The organism is Rhodospirillales bacterium (assembly GCA_018666775.1).
Classification (GTDB): Bacteria; Pseudomonadota; Alphaproteobacteria; order SMXQ01; family SMXQ01; genus JABIXC01.
This window is the reverse complement of record JABIXC010000007.1, coordinates 238,819-259,427: the sequence shown is the minus strand read 5'-3', so window position 1 is coordinate 259,427 and position 20,609 is coordinate 238,819. Positions and strand designations below refer to the sequence as shown.

At 55.0% G+C, this 20,609-nt stretch carries 19 protein-coding genes; 10 read left to right on the top strand and 9 right to left on the bottom strand.

The features are described 5' to 3' along the window. The first annotated feature begins 22 nt into the window (after positions 1 to 22). The gene (locus HOJ08_03465) at positions 23 to 493 is read left to right on the top strand and encodes a nucleoside deaminase (GenBank protein MBT5672499.1); all 471 of its coding nucleotides are present in this window, start codon (positions 23 to 25) and stop codon (positions 491 to 493) included. On the opposite strand, the gene purD is transcribed toward HOJ08_03465, so the two are convergent. Continuing rightward, entirely contained in the window at positions 490 to 1,761 is a 1,272-nt protein-coding gene (purD, locus tag HOJ08_03460; GenBank protein MBT5672498.1) for a phosphoribosylamine--glycine ligase, read from the bottom strand. The two genes, HOJ08_03465 and purD, sit on opposite strands and share 4 nt — an antisense overlap. Before the next feature lie 68 nt (positions 1,762 to 1,829). On the opposite strand from purD, the gene HOJ08_03455 reads away from it, so the two are divergent. Together HOJ08_03455 and HOJ08_03450 are read left to right on the top strand one after the other, a co-directional pair. After that, positions 1,830 to 3,290: an exodeoxyribonuclease VII large subunit gene (locus HOJ08_03455; protein MBT5672497.1), complete on the top strand. Its 1,461-nt coding sequence runs from the start codon at positions 1,830 to 1,832 to the stop codon at positions 3,288 to 3,290. Beyond that, entirely contained in the window at positions 3,287 to 4,168 is an 882-nt protein-coding gene (locus HOJ08_03450; protein ID MBT5672496.1) for a M23 family metallopeptidase, read from the top strand. The genes HOJ08_03455 and HOJ08_03450 overlap by 4 nt, the downstream gene beginning before the upstream one ends. On the opposite strand, the gene HOJ08_03445 is transcribed toward HOJ08_03450, so the two are convergent. From HOJ08_03445 to HOJ08_03430, 4 genes are all read right to left on the bottom strand, one after another. Further along, entirely contained in the window at positions 4,089 to 5,120 is a 1,032-nt protein-coding gene (locus HOJ08_03445) for a tetraacyldisaccharide 4'-kinase (protein ID MBT5672495.1), read from the bottom strand. The genes HOJ08_03450 and HOJ08_03445 overlap by 80 nt on opposite strands. Further along, positions 5,107 to 6,507: a 3-deoxy-D-manno-octulosonic acid transferase gene (locus HOJ08_03440; GenBank protein ID MBT5672494.1), complete on the bottom strand. Its 1,401-nt coding sequence runs from the start codon at positions 6,505 to 6,507 to the stop codon at positions 5,107 to 5,109. Before HOJ08_03440 ends, HOJ08_03445 begins: the two co-directional genes overlap by 14 nt. A gap of 4 nt (positions 6,508 to 6,511) precedes the next feature. After that, entirely contained in the window at positions 6,512 to 8,260 is a 1,749-nt protein-coding gene (gene msbA / locus HOJ08_03435) for a lipid A export permease/ATP-binding protein MsbA (protein MBT5672493.1), read from the bottom strand. A gap of 190 nt (positions 8,261 to 8,450) precedes the next feature. Next, a complete protein-coding gene (locus HOJ08_03430; GenBank protein ID MBT5672492.1) occupies positions 8,451 to 9,788 on the bottom strand; it encodes a TldD/PmbA family protein in 1,338 nt (445 codons plus the stop codon). A gap of 116 nt (positions 9,789 to 9,904) precedes the next feature. Between HOJ08_03430 and HOJ08_03425 the strand changes: the two genes are divergently transcribed. Next, positions 9,905 to 11,161 carry an amino acid permease gene (locus HOJ08_03425; protein MBT5672491.1) on the top strand — a complete coding sequence of 419 codons (1,257 nt, stop codon included), beginning with the start codon at positions 9,905 to 9,907 and terminating at the stop codon, positions 11,159 to 11,161. Here HOJ08_03425 and HOJ08_03420 read toward each other — a convergent pair. Continuing rightward, a complete protein-coding gene (locus HOJ08_03420) occupies positions 11,153 to 12,664 on the bottom strand; it encodes a UbiD family decarboxylase (GenBank protein ID MBT5672490.1) in 1,512 nt (503 codons plus the stop codon). The genes HOJ08_03425 and HOJ08_03420 overlap by 9 nt on opposite strands. A gap of 111 nt (positions 12,665 to 12,775) precedes the next feature. Here HOJ08_03420 and HOJ08_03415 point away from each other — a divergent pair, with 111 nt between their 5' ends. The 3 genes from HOJ08_03415 (at position 12,776) to HOJ08_03405 (ending at position 14,446) form a co-directional block, all read left to right on the top strand. Next, positions 12,776 to 12,988 (top strand): hypothetical protein, encoded by a 213-nt coding sequence (locus HOJ08_03415; GenBank protein ID MBT5672489.1) that lies wholly within the window; start codon positions 12,776 to 12,778, stop codon positions 12,986 to 12,988. Positions 12,989 to 13,106: 118 nt separating this feature from the next. Further along, entirely contained in the window at positions 13,107 to 13,712 is a 606-nt protein-coding gene (locus tag HOJ08_03410) for a hypothetical protein (protein MBT5672488.1), read from the top strand. Beyond that, positions 13,709 to 14,446 carry a hypothetical protein gene (locus HOJ08_03405; protein ID MBT5672487.1) on the top strand — a complete coding sequence of 246 codons (738 nt, stop codon included), beginning with the start codon at positions 13,709 to 13,711 and terminating at the stop codon, positions 14,444 to 14,446. Before HOJ08_03410 ends, HOJ08_03405 begins: the two co-directional genes overlap by 4 nt. On the opposite strand, the gene HOJ08_03400 is transcribed toward HOJ08_03405, so the two are convergent. Further along, the gene (locus HOJ08_03400; protein ID MBT5672486.1) at positions 14,443 to 15,387 is read right to left on the bottom strand and encodes a 4-hydroxybenzoate octaprenyltransferase; all 945 of its coding nucleotides are present in this window, start codon (positions 15,385 to 15,387) and stop codon (positions 14,443 to 14,445) included. The genes HOJ08_03405 and HOJ08_03400 overlap by 4 nt on opposite strands. Positions 15,388 to 15,470: 83 nt before the next feature. Between HOJ08_03400 and HOJ08_03395 the strand changes: the two genes are divergently transcribed. Together HOJ08_03395 and HOJ08_03390 are read left to right on the top strand one after the other, a co-directional pair. Further along, a complete protein-coding gene (locus HOJ08_03395; protein ID MBT5672485.1) occupies positions 15,471 to 16,268 on the top strand; it encodes a 16S rRNA (uracil(1498)-N(3))-methyltransferase in 798 nt (265 codons plus the stop codon). A 36-nt stretch (positions 16,269 to 16,304) separates the two neighbouring features. Beyond that, a complete protein-coding gene (locus HOJ08_03390; protein ID MBT5672484.1) occupies positions 16,305 to 17,669 on the top strand; it encodes a glutamate--cysteine ligase in 1,365 nt (454 codons plus the stop codon). Between the two features lie 28 nt (positions 17,670 to 17,697). Here HOJ08_03390 and HOJ08_03385 read toward each other — a convergent pair whose 3' ends face one another. Further along, the gene (locus HOJ08_03385) at positions 17,698 to 17,955 is read right to left on the bottom strand and encodes a hypothetical protein (protein MBT5672483.1); all 258 of its coding nucleotides are present in this window, start codon (positions 17,953 to 17,955) and stop codon (positions 17,698 to 17,700) included. 36 nt (positions 17,956 to 17,991) lie between these two features. Continuing rightward, positions 17,992 to 19,425, bottom strand: coding sequence for a metalloprotease TldD (gene tldD, locus HOJ08_03380; GenBank protein MBT5672482.1), 1,434 nt, complete (start codon positions 19,423 to 19,425; stop codon positions 17,992 to 17,994). 328 nt (positions 19,426 to 19,753) lie between these two features. Between tldD and coxB the strand changes: the two genes are divergently transcribed. Then, positions 19,754 to 20,593, top strand: a complete 840-nt coding sequence (gene coxB / locus HOJ08_03375; GenBank protein ID MBT5672481.1) for a cytochrome c oxidase subunit II — start codon at positions 19,754 to 19,756, stop codon at positions 20,591 to 20,593. Positions 20,594 to 20,609: the final 16 nt, after the last annotated feature.

Below are 20,609 nucleotides of genomic sequence, written 5' to 3'. Positions count from 1 at the left end.
CGTCTCAGGCCACTCTTGGGGGATGGCTGAAAAACCCCAAAAATCGAATGATCCCTTCGCTGTGGCGCTCCGCTATGCCCGCCGTGGGGCAGGCGTCGGCGAAGTCCCTGTTGGGGCCGTGGTGGTGGATGGCAAGACCGGCGAAATTCTGGCGCGCGCCCATAATTTGGTGAAATCCCGGTCTGATCCTACGGCACATGCAGAAATTCTGGCGATCCAGCGGGCAGCCAAAAAGCTCGGATCAGCAAGGCTTTCAGGCTGTGATCTCTATGTCACGCTGGAACCCTGCCCGATGTGCGCAACAGCCATATCCTTTGCCCGCATCCGGCGGCTTTATTTTGGGGCATCAGACCCCAAAGGCGGCGGCGTAGAACACGGCCCCAGAATTTTTTCGCAACCAACATGCCATCACAGCCCGGAAATCATGGGCGGCATCCGCGAAAGCGAAAGCAGCGAACTACTGAAAGATTTCTTTAAAAGCAGGCGCGGCTAACGGTTCACGGCCCGAAAGCCGATGTCGCGGCGGCAGAAGCCTTCGGGCCAGTTGATCTTGTCTACGGCTTGATAGGCTTTTGTCTGGGCTTCCCCGATGGTGGGGGCGGTCGCGGTGATGTTTAGCACCCGGCCACCGGTTGCCAGAATGCGGCCATCATCAGCCTTGGTTCCGGCATGGAACACGGTGACGCCATCAATGGCTTCGGCGTCTTCAATGCCCTTGATCTCTGTGCCTTTGTCGTAATCGCCGGGATATCCCTTGGCCGCCATCACCACGGTCATGGCGGCATCATCAACCCAGCGAAGATCGACGTTTTTAAGCTGGCCATCGCTGGATGCAATGAGGGCGGGCAGAATATCAGAGCGCAGGCGCACCATCAGGGCTTGGCATTCAGGGTCCCCAAAGCGGGCGTTGTATTCGATTAGTTTTGGGCCTTGGTCATCGATCATCAGCCCGGCATAGAGCACGCCCTTATAGGGGCAGCCTTCTTCTTTCATGGCGCGGACCGTTGGCATGATGATCTCATCCATGATGCGCGTTGCCATGGCATCGGTGACGACGGGTGCCGGTGAATAGGCGCCCATGCCGCCGGTATTGGGGCCGGTATCGCCATCGCCCACGCGTTTGTGGTCTTGGGCCGATGCCAGGGGTAGGGCAGTTTCGCCATCGACCAGCGCAAAGAAGCTTGCTTCTTCGCCATCCATCCATTCTTCGATCACCACTTCGGCACCGGCATCGCCAAACCGGTTTCCTTCTAAAATGTCAGACACAGCCGCTTCGGCCTGATCCATGGTTTCTGCCATGATCACGCCTTTGCCTGCCGCCAGACCATCGGCCTTCACAACAATGGGTGCGCCGACTTGTTTCAAATAGGCGTGGGCTTTTTCAACATCGCTAAAGCGCCCATAGGCGGCGGTGGGGATGTTGTATTTGGTACAGATATCCTTGGTGAAGCCTTTGGAGCCTTCAAGCCTTGCCGCCAGTGCGGTGGGACCAAACGCCTTGACGCCATCAAGGGTCAGTTCATCGACCAATCCGGCCACCAAGGGGACTTCTGGTCCAACAACAACGAAATCAATCCCTTCTGATTTTACGAAAGCACGAATGGCCGGAATGTCGTCGACGGCGATATCAACGCAGGTGGCATGGTTGGCAATACCCGGGTTTCCCGGTGCCCCATAAAGGGTGTCGGTTAAAGGTGATGCGGCTAATGCCCAGCAAAGGGCGTGTTCGCGGCCCCCTGACCCGATGACCAGTACTTTCATTCGCATTATCTCCCTTGGCGAGCTTTCGGTGGTCTTGTAACATGTTTTGGCATGATAAAGAGACATTCATGGTCGATCTAACCCCCCCATCAGACGGTGATGGGTCTGGCATGATTAATATGCCGATTTTCACCGTTGGCGAAATATCGTCTGCGATCAAGCGAACCATCGAGGATAATTTTGGTCGCGTGCGGGTTCGCGGCGAAATATCGGGCCTGCGCCGCCCGGCCAGTGGCCATGTCTATATGGATTTAAAGGATACCGATGGGGTGATCGCCGGGGTGTGCTGGCGCGGGGCCGTGAACAAGCTTTCGATTTCACCAGAAGACGGCATGGAAATCATTGTCACCGGGCGCATCACCACCTATGGCCCCCAGTCCAAATACCAATTGGTGATTGAAGGCATTGAATTGGCGGGCGAGGGCGCCTTGTTAAAGCTGATCGAAGACCGCAAAAAAATGCTGGCGCTTGAAGGCCTGTTTGATGACGATCGCAAACAGGAATTGCCCTTTCTGCCAGAGGTGATCGGCGTCGTTACATCCATGACAGGGGCGGTTATCCGCGATATTTTGCACCGCCTTGATGATCGGTTCCCCCGCCATGTGGTGATTTGGCCGGTGCTGGTCCAGGGCAAGGGGGCCGCCGATCAGATCACGAACGGGATCAATGGCTTTAACGCATTGCCACACGATGGCCCCATTGCGCGGCCTGATTTGATTATTGTGGCACGCGGCGGTGGCAGCATCGAAGACCTGATGGCCTTTAACGAAGAAAACGTGGTTCGCGCAGCAGCCGGCTCAGACATTCCGCTGATTTCAGCGGTCGGCCATGAGACCGATTATACCTTGATTGATTTTGCATCGGATGTTCGCGCACCAACGCCCAGTGCGGCTGCAGAAATGGCCGTGCCCGTGCGTCTGGAACTGGCCAGCGAGGTCGCCGATTTTGGCGCACGCCTGAATGCATCCGTGATCCGCATGCTGGAAGATCAGCACCGCCATTTGGTCCAACTGTGGCGCATTGCAGGCGATCCCACCCGCATGATGGAAGAAGCCACCCAACGCCTTGATGATCGCGGCGAACGGCTGCATCTGGCGGGAAGCAGCCTTGTGTCAGGCATTGAAGGCCGGTTTAATACGGTTGCAGCCAGGCTCCGTCCTCAGGCATTGCAACTGGGCTTGGCCCATGGCGCGGATCGATTGACCGGTCTGGGGCTTCGGTTAACCCGTGAAACGGGCCGGATTCTTGGGGACCGGGGTGAACGGCTTGATCGGTTTAGCGCATTGCTTGCCAGTTATTCCTATGAAAATGTTTTGGCAAGGGGGTTCGCTGTGATCCGCGACAGCAATGGGGATGCCATTATGAAAGCAAGCGACACCGAACCAGATATGGCGATCAACATTGGCTTTAGCGATGGCGACGTGCCTGCTGTTTTGGGGGGCAAATCTGGCTCAAAGAAATCACCACCACGCAAGCGTGCCCGTGATGGTGGCGATAAGGACGGCGGTGCGCAGGGGAGTCTGTTATGAAGCGACGACGTTTAACCAAGCGCGACTTTCTAATCGCCCTTGTCATTGTTCTGGCGCTTTCCATGATCGGCCGCGCGATGGGGGGAGAACGCCAAAAGGTCAGCCCCCTCAAATTAACCGGCCAATTTGTCCAAGGGGGATTGGTGACCGGTTATGCGCCGATGGGAACCAGAATTTCGGTGGATGGAAAACCCGTTCCAGTGCGCCAAGGCGGACGGTTTCTAATCGGTTTTGGCCGCGATGCCAAAAGGCGCGTCAAACTGGTGGCAAACTTTCCCGGTGGAAGGCTTGAAACGCGGGTTTTGAAAATTAAAAAACGCCGCTACCGGGTGCAACGCATCAACGGGTTGCCCAAAAAAATGGTGAGCCCGCCTGCCAAAGTCCTGAAGCGCATTCGGTCTGAAGGACGACAGATCAAACTTGCGCGTCTTAAAGATACCAACCAGCCCTTTTTTGATGGGGGATTTATGTGGCCGGCAAAGGGCCGGATCAGTGGGGTTTATGGCAGTCAGCGGGTGCTGAATGGCAAACCCCGGCGTCCCCATTTCGGCCTTGATATTGCCGCCCCCAAGGGCACGCCGGTTGTGGCGGCAGCGGCGGGCATTGTGCGGATTGCGGCAAAGAACCTGTATTTCACCGGGGGGACCGTTTTAATTGATCACGGATATGGCCTGAATTCGGTTTATTCCCATCTAGATACCGTGTCGATCAAACCGGGCATGCGCATTAAAAAGGGCGGTAAAATGGGCACCATGGGTGCCACGGGCCGTGCTACCGGGGTCCATCTGGACTGGCGCGTTAATCTCTATCTGACCCGTCTTGATCCGGCATTTCTGGTGCCGCCAATGAAGCAAGTATTGGCGCCAAAAGTGCGTTAAGCACCGCTTCATTTTCGAACACGACTTCCACGTCTAACACGTCTATTTGTTCCCGCTGATCGGCATCGGTGATGCGGACATGGTCCTTGGCCGTGGTGAGGGCAATGGCGTCCAATTCCTTTGCCTTTTCCAGCAAGATGGCGATTTCCCTGCCGACATAAGGATGGTGATCGGGAAAGCCATAAAAGGATTCAAGCTTGGCCCCGATTTCCAAAAGGGTTTCTCTGAATTTTTCAGGCCGCCCAATGCCAGCGAAGCCCATAATTTTTTTGCCCTTGTATGGCGATGGTGTCAGCACCGGGCGAAGGTGCGCATTTATAATGGGCAGGCCCTCAAAGGCATTTTTCAATTTGGCTGCCATGCCCAATCGGTCTTCGCCCATGATGATCACCCCATCTGCACGCTTCAGGCCGTGGGGGACAGTTTCACGCAACGGCCCTGCGGGGATCAAACGGCCATTGCCGAACCCGGATGCGCCATCAATGACGATCAGGGACAGGTCTTTGGCAATGTGGGGGTCTTGGAACCCATCATCGAGGATCAGCGCTTGTGCCCCTGCGCCGCGCGCAGCATGGGCACCTTGAATGCGGTTGCGGGACACCCATGCCGGGGCGCTGCGGGCAAGGAGCAAGGGTTCATCGCCAACGTCTTCGACCGTGTGATGTTCAGGATCAACCATGATTGGCCCGGGTAAGTCTCCACCGTAACCCCGGCTTAAAAAATGAACATCAATGCCTAAGGATAAAAGCCGGTTACAGATGTTTAAGGCCACAGGCGTTTTGCCGGTGCCCCCTGCGGTCAGGTTGCCAATGCAAATAACGGGAACACCAGAAGCTTGCGTTCGCGTGAAGGACCGTTCTGCCCGACCGATAGCACCATAGAGACACCCAAGTGGTGCCAGAATATGAGGCCAGGGTCCAAGGCCGGTCTGCCAGAAATCAGGGGCCCGCATGGGATCCATTTTTCAGGCTGTTTTTTTGTGGCGCGGTTTCATCCCCACGGGCTCTGGCGGCGATGCTGGCCAGCACCGTATCCAGATGGTTCAGCACGGTATCAAGGATGGCTTCTTTGGTGCTGGCAATGTCAGCGGCGGCGGCAGCCATTTCGCTGCGCATTTTTGGATTGGCCAGGAGTTGTCTCACGGCCTTGACCAATTCTTCGGCATCGGCAACTTCTGCGGCCCCACCGCGCGCGGCCATTTCATTGACGATGGCCCGGAAATTTTCCATGTGCGGCCCATGCAGGATGGCACAGTCAAGGCGGGCAGGTTCAAGCAGGTTCTGGCCCCCATGGGGGATCAAAGAACCGCCGACCAAAGCAATGCCGGAGAGGCGGTAAAATAGCCCCAATTCGCCGAGGGTATCGGCAATATAGATGCCGGTGTCTGGCGTGATGGCCTGATTTGCACTGCGCAGTGCCACGGTGTTGCCAGCCCGGGATAGTTTTGCAGCAATGGCCACCCCACGCGCCGGGTGGCGGGGAATGATAATGGTCAGCAGCCCTTTGTTGTCGTCTGCCAGACGGTTATGGACATAGGTCGCGATTTCTTCTTCGCCTTCATGGGTCGATGCCGCAACCCAGCAGGGGCGGTCATTGATCCTGTCCTTCAAGGCAGCCAAGGCATCGGTGTCGGCGGGCAATAAGGTTGCAGCGAACTTAAGGTTGCCCGGGGTCAGAACGGGATCGGCCCCCAGTTCAATCAGCCGCCCGGCCTCAATTTCATCTTGTGCCAGCACGGCAGAAAAGCCTTTCATTAAAGGCCTTATGAAGCCCGGCAGGCGGCGCCAGCGAGCAAAGGAATGGACAGACATTCTGGCATTCAGCAACACCATGGGAATGCCCCGGGTCTGGGTTTCCAGAACTAGATTGGGCCATAATTCCGATTCCACCCAGAAGGCGGTGTCTGGATGCCAGTGGTCGAGAAACCGGCGCACCCAGGGCAGGCGGTCAACCGGCACGTATTGGTGCAGGGCACGTTCGGGCAATCGTTCTCCCAGCAACCGTGCAGACGTAACGGTTCCCGTGGTCACCAGAATGTTCAGGGCGGGATAGCGTTCCAGCAACCGTTCAACCAGCCGCATCACGGAAAGGGCCTCGCCGATGCTGGCGGCATGAATCCAGACCAGTGGGCCTTTGGGGCGGGGCAGGCCTGCGATCCCGCGGCGTTCATTGAGACGATCTGCATCTTCGCGCCCCCGTTTCAGCCGTTTGCGCAGCAGCAATTCCACCAAGGGACCGCCGATGGTGGTCAGGAATGCATAAAGGGTTCCAATGGGGCCGCCACGTCCGAATAGCGCGTGTCCAAATGCCGGAGGTGATTTCGTTTTTTTCACTGCCATGACGCTAAATCTCTGTTTTGGCCGGTTCAGCAGTTGCGGGGCCTTTAAACTGGATGTTGTAAAGTCTGGCATAGGCACTGTTTTGGTTCATAAGTTCCTGATGGGTCCCGGTTTCAATGATTTTGCCATCTTGAAGGTAGCAGATCAGGTCGGCGTTTGCGATGGTCGGCAGGCGGTGGGCAATCACCAAAGATGTGCGGCCTTCCATCAAGCGGTCCAGACCTGCCTGCACTTGGCGTTCAGATTCGGAATCAAGCGCCGATGTTGCCTCATCAAGCAACAAGATGGGGGCGTCTTTTAAAAGGGCGCGGGCAATGGCAATGCGTTGTCGCTGCCCGCCAGAAAGGGAAAGCCCCCGTTCGCCGACCATGGTGTCAAATCCATCAGGCAGGGCTTTAATGAAGTCATATGCAGCAGCCGTGCGTGCGGCTTGCTCGATTGCTTCGCGGGGAACATCGGGGTTCCCATAGGCAAGGTTGGCAGCAATGGTATCGTTGAACAAACTGATTTCCTGGGACACCAGCGCGATATTTGCGCGAAGGCTTTTAAGGGTAACATCCCTGACATCCGTGCCATCGATTAGAACCGCCCCTGAGCCGACATCAAAAAACCGGGGGATCAAATTCAACAAGGTTGATTTGCCGCCTCCCGATGGCCCTACCAGTGCCACGGTCTTGCCAGCGGGAATATTTAGGCTGATGTTTTGTACCGCCGGTTGGTCAGGTTCGTAAGAAAAGGAAATGTCTTTGAAGGTGATGGCCCCGTCATTGACGGTTAGCTCGGTTGCGTCTTTGCTGTTCACGATCTCGGCCTTGGTGTCCAGCAATTCGTATATGCGTTGCGTTGCCGCCATGCCTTCTTGTAAATTGGCATTCATGGCAGAAAGTCGCTTTACCGGTTCATAGGCAAGCAACAAGGCGGTGATGAAAGACATCAGATCGCCTGCGGTTCTGCCGCCATCAATGACTTGCCAGCCGCCATAGAGAATGACCACCATCACAGCCGTGCCACCCAGGGTTTCCATGATGGGGTGGGAAATGGCGCGGGCAATGCCAGCCTTATAGTTGAGCCTGAAAATGTCGTTGATGGTGTCGCTGACCCGGGTAGTTTCGTACTGTTCCATGCCATAAGCCTTGACGTGGCGCGCTCCGGTGAAGGTTTCATTTAACAGCGTTGTCAGGTTCCCCCATTGAACCTGGGCATCGGTTGAAACCCGGCGCATGCGTCGCCCGATCTTGACGATGGGAACGACGGCGAGTGGGAAAATAAAGAAGGAACAAATTGCCAGAAACCAATCGCGTTCAAACATGACAATGACCAGAAAAATCAGGGTCAGAAAATCTTTACCAAAACCGATGAAGACGTGTGATGCGGCCCCGTTCAGGCGATTGACGTCATTGGTGAAGCGAGAGATTAGCCGCCCCGTGTGGTTTGTCTGAAAGAAAGCGATGTCTGCTTTCATCAAGTGCCCGAACATGCGGATCTGGACATCGGCGATGACCCGTTGACCGACATAGGTCATCAACACCGATTGGCCATATGTGGCCAGCCCTTTGAGGATGAAAATGACCATGATCATGGTGGCAACGATGGGCAGCATGGCCTGATCCCGAGCGACAAAAATATCGTCGATGACCGGCTTCATGATGTAGGCGATGGATGCAGTGGTGGCGCCCACCAGCGCCATACAGACAAGGGCGAACCCAAGCTTGACGGTATAGGCCCGGATATGCTCGCGCCACAACCGTCCCATCAACTGGCGTGTTGAAAGCGCGACCGGCTTGCTGTTTTCGCTGTTTTCGCTGTTTTCTGGCGTTTTAGTCAAGCCTCGGTAATCCTTTTACGGCCTACGTTTATTCGGGTTTCGCTGTGTTCAGGGCAATTTTGTCCTAAAAAAACCATACCATGACCCAGATTCCCGTGACCAGCGCCATTGCACCCCTTCAGGCTCCGGCGACGCACATGCCTTCAATGCGCAGGCTGGGGGCGTCGGTGCCAGTGCGAAACACAAGATCATTGGCGGGCGTCATTGCCAAAAACATGTCTTTAAGGTTTGCCGCAACGGTCAACTCGCTTACCGGGAAAGCAATTTCGCCATTTTCAATCCAGCACCCAGCAGCACCCTGGGAATAATCGCCGGTGACGCCATTAACCCCCATGCCCATTAATTCTGTGACCAAAAAGCCCTGTTCAATATCGGCAATCAAAGCGGCAACATCGGTTTCACCGGCTTCCATGTACAGGTTGGTGGGGGAAGGGGAAGGTGGGGAAGACGTGCCGCGCGCCGCATTGCCGGTGGTGGTGAGCCCCAATTGCCGGGCCGATGCGCAATCCATAATCCAGCTTTCAAGAACGCCATCGTTGACCCATGCCTGTCGCGTGGTGCCAACGCCTTCGCCATCAAATGGTTTGGAACGGTGCCCCCGCTTTCGTCTTGGGTCATCGATAATGTTAATGCCGTCGCTGAATATTTTTTCGTTTAGTTTGTCTTTTAGAAAACTGGTGCCCCGCGCAACCGATGGGCCGGAAATGGCCCCGGCAAAGGCCCGCAACAAACTGCCGGACACACGGTTGTCAAAAATAACAGGAACTTCGGCGGTGGCCATTTTACGGGGGTTCAGCCGGGCCACGGCACGCTCACCGGCCCGTTTTCCAATGGCGGCCCCATCACGCAGGTCGGCACCAAAGCAGGCTTGGTCATAATCATAATCGCGTTGCATGTCGGTGCCTTCACCGGCCAACACAGAAACAGCAACGCTGTGCCCGGTGACGGCGTAAGCACCAGAAAATCCATTGGAAGCCGAGAGCGCGACATTGGTTCGTGACCATCCGGCTTCGGCACCTTCGGAATTGGTCACCCCTTTGATGGCCCGTGCCGCATCTTCGGCACATGCGGCGCGTTGTTGTAAAATTTCAGGGGTTGGCTCTTCTGCATCCAAGGTGTCCAGATCAGGAATATCTTTTGCAAGGGCACCCGGGTCCGCCAGCCCACACCAAGGGTCATCCAGCGCATTTTTGGCCATGGCAACGGCTTGTGCGGCCAATTGGTCCAGTGCATCTGGGCTGAGGTCCGTTGAAGCCGCCATGGCTTGGCGCTCGCCAACCAGCACGCGAAGGCCAAGATCGCTGGATTCAGCACGGGTGATGCCTTCGGTGCGGCCTAGACGATGGGTGTGTTCCAAGGCGATTGAATCAAACAAGACAGCATCCGCTGCGTCTGCGCCAAGTTTTTTGGCGCGGTCGATCAGATCATTAAGCAGGTTGGTGCGGTTTTTATCCATGGAGGCTTTATAGGGAATCCCTGGCCGTTCATAAAGAAAGAAAGCATGCAGGTTTTAAGAAGGGGGTAAGGGGTGTCGTGTGCCTGAACCTCGCTTCGTGCTATCAAGGCGGGATGATGACATCGGTTAAGGCTGCAAATAATCTTTCTAATCCATCCCGGGGGCCCGCATTACGTCGGGTTCTGGGGCTGTGGTTGCTGGTGCTTTATGGGCTCGGCGGCATAATCGGTGCGGGCATTTATGTTCTGGTGGGGGCTGTTGCGGACGTGGCTGGATTTGCGACTCCGGTTTCATTCGTTCTGGCAGGGGTTTTGGCGGGATTGACGGGACTTTCTTATGCGGAACTATCTGTGCGCTATCCCGAAGCCGCCGGTGCTGCCGTCTATGTCAGAGAAGCCTTCGGGTCCGATGCCCTGTCGCGGTTGATCGGGTTTTGTGTGGTGGCTGTGGGTGTTTTTTTGGCGGCCAGTCTTTCCCGGGGTGCTGTGGGCTATCTCAATCGGTTTATCGAGGTGGCGGAGCTACCCGCTGCCCTGGCGCTAGTGGCGGGGTTCACCGTGATTGCCTGTATCGGGGTTGGGTCTTCGGTCAAGACAGCGGCCATCATGACGTTGGTGGAAATTCTGGGGCTTGTCATTGTGGTCATCGCCGGGGTGCCCATGTTGATCCATTTGCCCGATATCGTCCCAGCCATGATGCCGACGTCTTCTGCTGTGGCATCAGGCATTGCCCTTGGGACTTTTCTAGCTTTCTTTGCTTTTCTAGGGTTTGAAGACATCGTCAACATGGCGGAAGAAACCTCTGATGCAAGGCGGGTTTTGCCCCGGGCAATTTTGCTGACCATTCTGATCACCACCGTGATTTACGGCATCATTGCTTTGGTGGCCGTGACGGCGGTGCCCATGGAAAAGCTTGCGGGTTCACGCGCGCCGCTGGAGCTGATTGTCGAGGGGGTGTCATGGGTGCCATCTGGCACGCTTTCTGTCATCGCCCTGATCGCAGTGCCCAATGGTATTTTGATCACCTTGGTGATGCTGGCGCGTATTCTTTATGGCATGGCAAGACGGGGATGGGTGCCGTCCGTGTTTGGCCATGTTAATGCCCGCACGCGCACGCCGCTTTTTGCGACCCTGGTATCGGGTGCAGCGGTTGCAGGCGTTGCAGGCGTCATCAATTTTGTTGGTCTTGTGACCCTGACCAGCGCGGTTAATCTGTTTGTCTTTACGGTGGTGAATTGTGCGCTTTGGAAATTACATCGAACAACCAAGCGGGTGGAAGTGCCCGGTCCCGGAACGTTTCATGTGCCTTTGTGGGTACCGCCCCTTGGGGCTATTTGTAGCCTTGCGTTATTGGCCACGCAGTTTTTAATCTGATTCCTGATCCGGGTCATCCAAGCCATAATCGGCCCATTTCCGCGTTACTTCTGCAACGATGTCTTCTGCCATATTGAGCGGCTTTCCCCATTCACGGGTAGTTTCCGCGCCTATTTTGTTGGTGGCATCCAGTCCTGCCTTGCCGCCCCGCCCGGCAATGGGGGATGCAAAATCCAGATAATCAATGGGGCTGTCTTTAATCAAGGTGATATCACGGACCGGGTCCATACGGGTGGCAACCGCCCACATGACATCGGCCCAGTTTCGGATATCAATATCGTCATCGACGACAATAATCATCTTGGTGAACATGAATTGAGGCAAGGCCGACCAGATATCATTCATGACCTTTTGGGCCAATCCGGGTTCGGACTTGTTGATAGAGACCACGGCAATTCGGTAAGAGCAGGCCTCTGGCGGCAGATGAAAATCTGTAATGGCAGGGATGCGTCTTTGGATCATGGGGGTAAAGATGGCCCCCAATCCTTGCGCCAAAACCGATGGTTCATCGGGCGGGCGTCCGGTATAGGTGGTCAGATAAATGGGGTCTTTGCGCATGGTGATGGCAGACACGGTAAAGACGGGAAAGGGTTCCACTGAATTGTAATATCCCGTGTGATCGCCATAAGGGCCTTCCTTGGCTGTTTCACTTAAGGACACATGGCCTTCAATGACAATTTCGGCATTCGCTGGCACCATCAGGGGCACGGTGACGCATTTTGCCAATTGGGTTCGGCTTCCCCGCAGCAATCCGGCATAGGCATATTCGGAAATTTTTTCAGGCACCGGTGTGACGGCGGCAATGGTGGTGGCGGGATCGGCGCCGATGACGGCGGCCGCTGGCATGGGACCCAGGCCTGCATCTTGCCAAGCCTTGAAATGGCTGGCCCCACCCCGTTTTGAAAGCCAGCGCATGCATGTTTTGTCACGCCCTAAAACCTGCATGCGATAAATGCCAAGGTTTGCATCCCGGCCATCGCCCTCAGGCGCCTTGGTGACGACCAATGGCCAGGTGATCAGGGGGGCGGGTTCCCCCGGCCAGCACGTTTGGATCGGCAATTTAGAAAGATCAATTTTATCACCCCGGATCACCACGTCCTGGCAGGGGGGGGATGAAATTACTTTTGGTCGGACATTGGTTGCAGATTTAAAGGCCGGCCATAATGCCTTTACCTGATCCAGATTTTCAGGCATGCCCGGTTGGTCCAGAACCGCCAGCATTTTGCCAAGGGCAGGCAGGTCTGCCACTTCGCGGCCCAATGCCCAGGCAATTCGGTCTTCGGTGCCGAACAGGTTGGCCAGCACCCGGCGTGGCCAAGGTGTCTCAAAGGGGGCGTCAGGCCCTGCGATGTTTTCATAGATCACCGCTGGGCCGCCTTGACGGATCAATCGGCTCTGGATTTCAGTCATTTCCAGATTTGGGGAAACCGGCGCTGAAACCCGTGCCAAATCGCCCTTTTTCTCAAGGGCCGTTATGAAATCGCGCAAGCAAGAATAAGCCATATTTGAAACTTTACGTCATTTTAAAGGTTTTTCCCTAGCCTTTGCGGGTAAGGCCCCTAATCGGGGAAAGTGGTCTGTACCTGTTCTATATAATAAATGGAGGGTTAGATTATGACACAGTATTTTGTTGTTGGCGGTGAATACGACAGTACTGAATTTGAAAATTTAAAATCAGATGAAGTTCGTGTCGGGTCTTATGAAACCTTTGAGGTGGCTGAAATGGCCAGCTCGCAGCTGTCTTGGCAGTGGGTGGACCAGTGCAATGCCCGTTTTGTTATTGATCAGGCCAATGCCGAGCCTATGAGCTGCTGCTCCGGTTATTGACGGCGATAAAAAAACCTGATTTTTTTTAGGCCGGTTCTTGTGATTATTTCCAGAAAATTGCCATAATGGGCATGCTGGCATAGACGTGCTGGTTTTATGCCCATTGAGGGAGTTGCCAGTGAAGTCATCATTGCGGACCACCCGACAATTATTTTTTGTTTCTCTGGTTGTTGTTGCCACGATGGCGCTTAGCGCCTGCGTACCTGAATCAAAATATCCCTTGCCAGAAGAAACCCGTGTTGCGGTGGATCAACGGTTGGTCGGGGTCTGGCACGGCGGGTCTTTGGGCACGGGATACACAGCCCGGATCAGCAAAAAGAACGATGCCATTTTGGACCTGTTGTTTACGGAGACGAATAAAGTCTCGGGCGCAGGTGCGCCAGCAAAAAGGGATACCCGGTTTGAGCTGCATTTTTTCAATGTTACAGGCCAGCGTATTATTGGCGTTCGTGGCCCGGGCTTTGATCAAAAAGCAGGCCCGGTATGGCGTTTTGCGCGGTATCGGTTTGGGGATAAAGACGGGGTTGCCTTTTACTTTATGAGTGACAGTGCCATTTACAACTATGTTAATTCGTCCTTTTACAGGGGGGTGATCCGGAATCACGATCCTGCATTTCACGAAATTTTGCTTATGGAAACGCCGCCCCGCCTTGCGGCCATTATTCGAAAGCGCACTGTGGGGGCGTTGTTTTCGGTGACCTTTGGGCCTTTTCGGCGGCAATGATGGGGGCTTCGCCAGACGGGCTTCGCCTTGCTTGGGCCAAGTCCTATCCTTTTGGACACCCCAAAGCGTCCTATCTTTTTTCCAAGGGAACCGAAACGCAATGGACCCCGTGCCCCGAAGACGTTGCCGGGTTGATCCCGGTTATTGCGTCTGGATCAAATGCGGCACCAGATCAGCTTGCGCGAAAATATACCAACCACCCCGATACGGTGATCCCGGTTACCCGGGCAGACGTGCATGATTTTGATTCTGTCTATAACGCCCATGTCACCGCTTATGGATCAATCCCGGCAACCCTGTTCCCATCTCCTGGAACACGGCTTTCAACCTTTATCACCTGGCTAGACAAAGACTGCCTTCAAATCATGCACAAGACCGAACAGCCCGGGATCAATTATCACTATGCAAAACTATCAGGCATCCAAATGGATGTTGATGGCATCGGTCAATTGGATGTGGCGTTTGCTTATATTTCGGTGGTGGGGTGTTTGCTTCATGATGGCGGGCCGATCTCTCTGGCAGAGGTTCCGGCTTCGGGCCGGGTTTTTTCCGCCCGGACGCAGGAAGAAATGCATGGGCTGGTGCGCGATGTTTTGGCACCAAAAGAAATGCTGGACCCGTTTATTATGGCATCCATTGAGGATGCAGCCCTGGGCCGTGCCCGATCCGATGCCCTTGCCCAGGGCGCGCGCCGCTTTGAACATTCAGGCATGGAAATTATAGAAACGGCCTAAAACACCTGTCCGGCAATCAAGGCTGCCAATACCAGCCAGCCAAACAATCGGTTCGATTTAAATTTACGCAGGCAATCACCGGGGCTTTCGGTGTGGATATCCAGCACTTGCCATAAAAGCTGGATCAGGGCCAATGCCCCGATCACATAAAATGCCCAGTGTAAATTGGCCGCATGCCCAGCCGTCGCCAACAGGGCAAGGCTCATGCCATAAAAACCCACCAACCAGCGTTTTGTGTTTGCATCCAGACGCAGTGCCAAAGACTTGATGCCTGCAATCAGATCATCGTTCCTGTCTTGGTGGGCATAGATGGTGTCGTATCCGAGCGTCCAGAAAAACCCGGCTGCGTAAAGAAGGTATGCAGGCATTGCCAGTTCATTGGTGATGGCGGCATATCCCAACAACGCCCCCCAGTTGAAGGTCAGCCCCAAAAAGGCCTGAGGCCAATGGGTGATGCGTTTCATGAAAGGGTAGGCAAAGATCAAGGCAAGAGATGCAATGCCAAGGCCGATGGTGAAGCCATTGAAGGTGATCAAAACCCCAAGCCCCAGCAACAATTGAAGGCAAAGGAAAACAACAGCCCCTTTGACCGTGACCGCGCCCGATGGGATGGGTCTGGCCCGGGTGCGGGCAACCTGGGCATCAAAATCACGATCTATAATGTCATTATAAGTGCAACCCGCGCCGCGCATGACCAATGCGCCGATGGCAAACAAAACCGCATAAAGGGCAAATTGCTCAAGCGGCCAGTCAGGGTGTGGTGCAGGGGCTGCAAGGGCTAAAGACCACCAACAGGGAAACAGCAACAACCAGGTGCCAATGGGCCGGTCAAGACGGGCAAGGCGGGCGTAGGGATGAAGCGCCTTTGGAATGGCGCGCAGCAACAGGGTTGTTTCCGGAATATCGCCGGTTGGTTCCGAATCGGGGGCCTCTGATGTCATGTTCTTAATCTCTGGCTCTGGCTCTGGCGGTTCCATGGTTGTAGTCTTAGGCTGACCTACAATAGATCACAAGATGGCCAATGATGGGCAAGAGAAAAGCAAGTGGTAACGGCAAGGATGCGACATCGGTTCGCACCCGGATTTTTGTCGAAGATCTGCTGGAATCTGGCCAAAGCCTTGGGCTGAAACCGACCCAGGCCCATTATTTGCGCCATGTTTTAAGGCTTTCTGCGGGCGACACGATTGCTGTGTTCAATGGCCAGCATGGTGAATGGCGGGCCACGATTGCTGGCTTTGGCAAGGGCTGGGCATCGGTGGATGTGATTGATCAAAGCCAGCCCCAAAGCCCAGAACCCGATCTTTGGTTGCTTTTTGCACCCATCAAATATGCTCGCATTGATTATCTGGCCCAAAAGGCGACGGAGCTGGGGGTATCGGTATTGCAGCCGGTATTGACCGCGCGCACCAGTGTTTCGCGGGTTAATACAGATCGTTTGGCCGCCAATGCAATAGAGGCGGCCCAACAAACAGGCCGATTAAGTGTGCCCGAAATTCGCGCGCCCAAGGGCCTGAAAACGGTCCTTGAAGGCTGGGATGAGACACGGCGTTTGATGTTTTGTGATGAATCGGGTTCCGGTGCACCCATTGCCGAAGCTTTGATTGCGACAGAACCCGGGGCTACAAAAAGCAATCCGTGGGCAATTTTGATTGGCCCAGAAGGCGGGTTTGATGTCACCGAACTTGACGCCCTCAAGAAACTACCCTTTGTTACCCCTGTCAGTCTTGGCCCACGTTTGTTGCGCGCCGATACGGCCGCCGTTGCGGCCCTTGCCTGTTGGCAGGCGGTTCTGGGTGATTGGGTGGGGTCGAGCCCTCGCTGAGTTGGAATGTACAAAGTTTAAGGAAGCGCTTTTTTTATGTCTGGTCCATCAAGCCCACAAGCAGCCCCCGTTACGTCAAAGACCGAATTGATTGAATATTTGGCCAGTGGCGCGAAGCCTCGGGATCAATGGCGCATCGGAACAGAACACGAAAAATTTGCCTTCGCCCAATCTGATCACAGGCCGTTGCCCTATGATGGGCCATGTTCCATTCGTGCCATGCTGGAGGGCCTGACCCGGTTCGGGTGGACCCCGATACTGGAAGGGGACACCCCTATCGCGCTGACCATGGGGGGTGCGTCCATCACCCTGGAGCCGGGCGGGCAATTCGAATTGTCTGGCGACATCATGGAGACCTTGCATCAGACCTGCCGCGAGGTGCATCAGCATCTGGATCAGGTCAAAGAGGTGGCGGCAGAAATTGGTGCTGGATTTTTAGGGGTTGGGTTCCAGCCTAAATGGTCCCGCGAAGACACGCCGTGGATGCCCAAGGGGCGCTATAAAATCATGAAGGCCTATATGCCAACCCAGGGCAATCTGGGCCTTGATATGATGCTTCGGACCTGCACCATTCAGGTCAATCTGGATTTTGAAAGCGAAGCCGATATGGTGGAAAAATTCCGCATCGGCCTTGCGTTGCAGCCAATCGTTACTGCGTTGTTTGCCAATTCGCCGTTCACCGATGGCAAGCCCAATGGGTATCTCAGTTATCGCAGCCATGTCTGGACCGATACCGATGTGGACCGCTGCGGGACCCTGCCGTTTGTGTTCGAAAATGGCTTCGGGTTTGAACGGTACGTTGATTACATGCTCGATGTGCCCATGTATTTTGTCTATCGCGATGGCACCTATATAGATGCATCCGGGCAATCTTTTCGTGATTTCATGGCCGGAAAATTACCGGCATTGCCGGGCGTTTACCCGACCATCAAAGACTGGGAAGACCATATGACCACGGTGTTTCCCGAAGTGCGTCTTAAGAAATTTCTGGAAATGCGCGGCGCCGATGGCGGGCCATGGCGTCGCATTTGTGCCTTGCCGGCGTTCTGGGTTGGCTTGCTTTATGATGCCGAAGCGCAAGCGGCGGCAGCAGCCCTGATTTCAGACTGGCAGCAGGCCGATCATGAATACTTGCGCGCCGAAGTGCCAAAACATGCCCTGTCCACTGAATTCAGGGGCAAGCCCTTGGCGGATCTTGCAGCAGAAGTGGTGGCGCTATCGCACGCAGGTTTGACGCGGCGGGAAAAATTGGATGATACCGGCACCAATGAAAGCTATCATTTGAAAACGTTGGAAGAAATCCTGGAACGGGGTAAAACCCCGGCAGAGGTCAAACTGGCCCTGTACCATGATCGCTGGCAGGAAAATGTGGACCCGGTATTCGAAGAATACGCGTATTGAGCATTCGAAGAATACGCGTATTAATTTTCTACGCCCCGGTCCACCCCATGGCGAAACGGTAATTGTAAATCACCATCAAGATGGCGCCGACGGCCAGCCATAGAAACCCGGCACCCAGCATGGTTTTAAAACCAATGCGCCCGCCGTGGATCAATCCCGATGCCAACAAGGTGACCAGAACAACCCCGTGCACAATGCGCGGGCCAGTGCTGGTGGCCCCGGGCATCATTCCGGCATCTGCGGCCAGCCATAACAAACCGGCGGTCGCGGCCAGTGCAAAAATCAAAATCCAAATCCAGGGGGGGGAATTTCGGAGCATGTATTACGAAGCCGTGCCGCCCACGGTGAGGGCGTCAATTTTCAGGGTGGGTTGGCCAACGCCGACGGGTACGCCTTGGCCATCCTTGCCACAGGTGCCAACGCCCGGGTCCAGTTTCATGTCGTTGCCAACCATGGAAATCCGCGTCAGGGCATCGGCACCATTGCCGATCAGGGTTGCACCCTTGACGGGTGCGCCGATTTTTCCGTTATCTACCAGATAGGCTTCGGATGCAGAAAACACGAACTTGCCCGATGTGATATCAACTTGGCCGCCACCAAAATTAACGGCATAGAGCCCGGATTTGATGCTTTTAATGATTTCTTCCGGGTCACAATCGCCATTTTTCATAAATGTGTTGGTCATGCGCGGCATGGGTTTGTGGGCAAAATCCTGCCGCCGCCCATTGCCCGTGGGATTAACATTCATCAGCCGTGCATTCATGCGGTCTTGCATGTAGCCCACCAAAATGCCGTCCTCGATTAACGTGGTGGCCGATGTCGGCGTACCTTCATCGTCAATGCTAAGCGATCCACGGCGACCTTCAATGGTGCCGTCATCAATGACCGTGACGCCGGGGGATGCAACGCGTTGGCCAAGCAACCCTGCGAATACGGATGTTTTTTTGCGGTTGAAATCCCCTTCAAGCCCATGGCCCACGGCTTCGTGGAGCAAGATGCCGGGCCAGCCCGGCCCCAACACCACTTCCATTTCACCGGCAGGTGCGGGAACGGCATCCAGTTTAATCAAGGCTTGGCGTAGTGCTTCATCGGCGTTTGTCTGCCAGACATCGGGGGCAATGAAATCCCCATAGCCGGTGCGGCCACCGGTGCCAAAACTGCCGGTTTCCTGCTTGTCGCCATCGCCAACCATGACGGAAATATTGACCCGCACCAGAGGCCGGATGTCATGGGCGCTTTCACCGTCGGCACGGATGATTTCTATGGCCCGCCATTCGCCCGACAAAGACGCCATGACTTGTCGCACTCTGGGGTCGCGGGCCCGCAAATAGGCATCAATGTCTGACAGCAATTTAACCTTGGCTTCAAACGCCACTTCGTTCAGGGGATTGTCGTCACTATAGAGCGCGCGGTTGGTGCCCGGTGGCGGGGCAGCAATGGTGCCGTCATAGCCACGGGTAACCGCATGGACGGTATCGGCCGCACGCTTGAGGGCCGCATCGGAAAATTCTGAACCATGGGCGTATCCAGTGGCTTCATCGGCGATGGCACGCAATCCAAAGCCCTGGGACGTGTCGGCATTGGCTGAGCGCAACCGTCCGTCATCAAAGGAAAAGCTTTCTGAAACGGAATATTCAAGAAACAGCTCGCCGTCATCGGCACCGTTAAGGGCTCCCGCTAAGATGGCTTCGGCGCCCGAACGGGTCAGGTCGGTCCGGGAAAAGAACAGGTCTTCAGGATTGGGTTTATCAGTCATGGTCTATCATAGCCCGCCTTGTCGGTTGATCCTATAGGTGCCACGCGGATGGTCGGTGATCAATCCGGTATGCAGTTTTGGCGCAGTTTTACCCGAGAATGAAGGGTAAGGTTACATCAATGCTATTCCAATGCGAAGCATTCTCATAAACCCCCGAAAAATAGAGAAAAAAGGGAAAAAAGGCCTTGGGGTGGGTTGTGAAAATACATGTGCATAGTGTAGGTTGCCCGAGACTTGAAGGAAGTACCCCTTCCGAGAATAAGAGATTTTTCACCTGATTTCAGACAGGATTTCAAGAATGCGGTTAATCCGAAAATTTGCATCCGTCATGTTCGTAGCCACACTGACAGTGTTCGGTGTTGGTGCCCCTGCAATTGCAGCTGGGCCACAGCCATGGCAAATGGGGTTCCAGCCAGCGGCATCGCCGGTGATGGAACAAATCACTGACTTTCACAACTTCTTGCTCGTTCTAATCTTCGTGATTGCGATTTTTGTGCTGGCACTCATGGTGTATGTGATGGTGCGGTTCAATGCCAAAGCCAATCCGACGCCGTCGCGCACAACGCATCACACGCTATTAGAAGTTGTTTGGACCGTGGTTCCGATCATCATTTTAGTGTTGATCTCAATCCCGTCGCTCAAGCTTCTCTATTATATGGACAGAACGGACAAACCGGAGATGACGCTCAAGGTCACCGGCAGTCAGTGGTTCTGGACCTATGAATATCCTGATCAAGGTAAGTTTATCTTCGATAGCCAGATGATTCCTGATGCGGAAATCAAGCCCGGACAATTGCGCCTGTTAGAAGTGGATAATCGGATTGTTTTGCCGGTGAACACGAATATCAGGGTGTTGGTTACGGCCAATTCCGTCCTCCACGCATGGGCGGTGCCCGCGTTGGGGGTCAAGATCGATGCGGTTCCGGGTCGTATGAACGAAACCTGGGTGCGGATTACCAAACCCGGTGTCTATTACGGCCAGTGTTCGGAATTGTGCGGCATCAATCACGGCTTTATGCCCATTGCCATTAACGCCGTATCCAAGGCGGATTTTGCCAAATGGACAGCCACTGCCAAGGTCAAATTCAAGGCCGAGGCAGAGCCCGCAACCAAGACCACCAGTATAAAACTTGCCCGGTCCGCGCCCGTCGCGGCCGGCAGCAATTAAGCGATACGTGAGAGGC

Excerpts from the sequence above, each read along its gene's own strand:
- HOJ08_03465 (MBT5672499.1), top strand. The coding sequence starts at position 23 with ATGGCTGAAAAACCCCAAAAATCGAATGATCCCTTCGCTGTGGCGCTC.
- purD (MBT5672498.1), bottom strand. The coding sequence starts at position 1,761 with ATGAAAGTACTGGTCATCGGGTCAGGGGGCCGCGAACACGCCCTTTGC.
- HOJ08_03455 (MBT5672497.1), top strand. The coding sequence starts at position 1,830 with ATGGTCGATCTAACCCCCCCATCAGACGGTGATGGGTCTGGCATGATT.
- HOJ08_03450 (MBT5672496.1), top strand. The coding sequence starts at position 3,287 with ATGAAGCGACGACGTTTAACCAAGCGCGACTTTCTAATCGCCCTTGTC.
- HOJ08_03445 (MBT5672495.1), bottom strand. The coding sequence starts at position 5,120 with ATGCGGGCCCCTGATTTCTGGCAGACCGGCCTTGGACCCTGGCCTCAT.
- HOJ08_03440 (MBT5672494.1), bottom strand. The coding sequence starts at position 6,507 with ATGGCAGTGAAAAAAACGAAATCACCTCCGGCATTTGGACACGCGCTA.
- msbA (MBT5672493.1), bottom strand. The coding sequence starts at position 8,260 with ATGGGACGGTTGTGGCGCGAGCATATCCGGGCCTATACCGTCAAGCTT.
- HOJ08_03430 (MBT5672492.1), bottom strand. The coding sequence starts at position 9,788 with ATGGATAAAAACCGCACCAACCTGCTTAATGATCTGATCGACCGCGCC.
- HOJ08_03425 (MBT5672491.1), top strand. The coding sequence starts at position 9,905 with ATGACATCGGTTAAGGCTGCAAATAATCTTTCTAATCCATCCCGGGGG.
- HOJ08_03420 (MBT5672490.1), bottom strand. The coding sequence starts at position 12,664 with ATGGCTTATTCTTGCTTGCGCGATTTCATAACGGCCCTTGAGAAAAAG.
- HOJ08_03415 (MBT5672489.1), top strand. The coding sequence starts at position 12,776 with ATGACACAGTATTTTGTTGTTGGCGGTGAATACGACAGTACTGAATTT.
- HOJ08_03405 (MBT5672487.1), top strand. The coding sequence starts at position 13,709 with ATGATGGGGGCTTCGCCAGACGGGCTTCGCCTTGCTTGGGCCAAGTCC.
- HOJ08_03400 (MBT5672486.1), bottom strand. The coding sequence starts at position 15,387 with ATGACATCAGAGGCCCCCGATTCGGAACCAACCGGCGATATTCCGGAA.
- HOJ08_03395 (MBT5672485.1), top strand. The coding sequence starts at position 15,471 with ATGGGCAAGAGAAAAGCAAGTGGTAACGGCAAGGATGCGACATCGGTT.
- HOJ08_03390 (MBT5672484.1), top strand. The coding sequence starts at position 16,305 with ATGTCTGGTCCATCAAGCCCACAAGCAGCCCCCGTTACGTCAAAGACC.
- tldD (MBT5672482.1), bottom strand. The coding sequence starts at position 19,425 with ATGACTGATAAACCCAATCCTGAAGACCTGTTCTTTTCCCGGACCGAC.
- coxB (MBT5672481.1), top strand. The coding sequence starts at position 19,754 with ATGTTCGTAGCCACACTGACAGTGTTCGGTGTTGGTGCCCCTGCAATT.